This is a genomic window from Cryobacterium aureum (assembly GCF_002954245.1).
In the GTDB taxonomy this organism is placed as follows: domain Bacteria; phylum Actinomycetota; class Actinomycetes; order Actinomycetales; family Microbacteriaceae; genus Cryobacterium; species Cryobacterium aureum.
In genome coordinates, this window is the sequence record NZ_PPTG01000032.1 from 1 (window position 1) to 1,061 (window position 1,061).

The window sequence follows — 1,061 nt, forward strand, 5'->3', positions numbered from 1 at the left end:
CTGTGATGTCTCACGACATCGTGGGCAGTTGATGTCTCAGGTCATCGTGGGTGGTTTGGCGAGGAACCCGCGGGGTTTGCCGTTGGGGATGTAGGTGCCGCGTGGTGGTCGTGGGTGCTCTTGGATCAAGAGTCCACGGGCGGTGAAGACGCGGATAGTGGTGGTGTCGTAGAGCACGTGGAAGGTCTCGCCGATGTTCTCCTTGCCCATTTGAATCCGGATGTAGGCGACGTTGAGGATGGCGTCGGCGCGGACCGTGCGGATCACGCTTTTGGTGTCGTTGAGTGCCTTGTCGGGTTCGGGTCGCAGGGGTTCGGGTGCCTTGACGGTGGCCGTGTAGCGGGCGTAGGGAGTGGCTCCGTCGAGGCTTTGATGGGGGCGTCGTGTGTTGTAGTGCTCGTCGTAGGTGTCGAGTTGCTTTTGGAGTTCTTTGAGGCTGCGCGCTCTGGGGTGAGCGCGTAGCCACTGTTTGAGTGTTGAGTGGCCGCGTTCGTTCTTGCCTTGAGTTTGTGGATGGTTCACGGACGACGAGATCGGGGTGATTCCGTGATTCTTGGCGACGGTTACCAGGGCGCCGACCCAGCCGCGCCGGGACGGGTTGAACGCCACCCCATTGTCGGTGAGCAAGCGGACGGGAACTCCGTGGCGGGCGATGCCGGTCAGGGTGACTTGGATGGCGTCGTGGGCGTTCTCTGAACGAGCCGCGAGAGAGGCGACTGCGAGTCGGGAGTGGTCATCGGTGAGCTGAAAAATCACTGCTTTCAGGCCCGTCGCAAGGACCCATTCGGTGGCGTCCATCTGCCAGAGGTCGTTCGGGCGGGCGTAGCAGAATCGTTTCCACGAGGACCTCGGGCGCTTCTTTGGCTGTGGAGTCACAACGCCGTTGCGGGTGAAAATTCGGGCCAGAGTTGCCCGGGAGGGAGCGATAAACCCTTGAGCTTCCAGCTCCCATTTCACGGTCAACGGGCCGTAGTCCCAGCCTTCCTTCTTCTGCTTTGCGCGAATCGTCAGAGCGAGCTGTTCGATAAATTCCGTTGTCTTCGCCGGCGACGTCTGGGGTC

Annotated in this window: 1 protein-coding gene; it reads right to left on the reverse strand. The window is 61.2% G+C overall.

What is annotated here, in order from left to right:
- Positions 1 to 36 precede the first annotated feature (36 nt).
- Positions 37 to 1,061, reverse strand: a 1,025-nt coding sequence (locus CJ028_RS13090) for an integrase core domain-containing protein (protein ID WP_105035685.1), incomplete at its 5' end; no start/stop codon positions are given.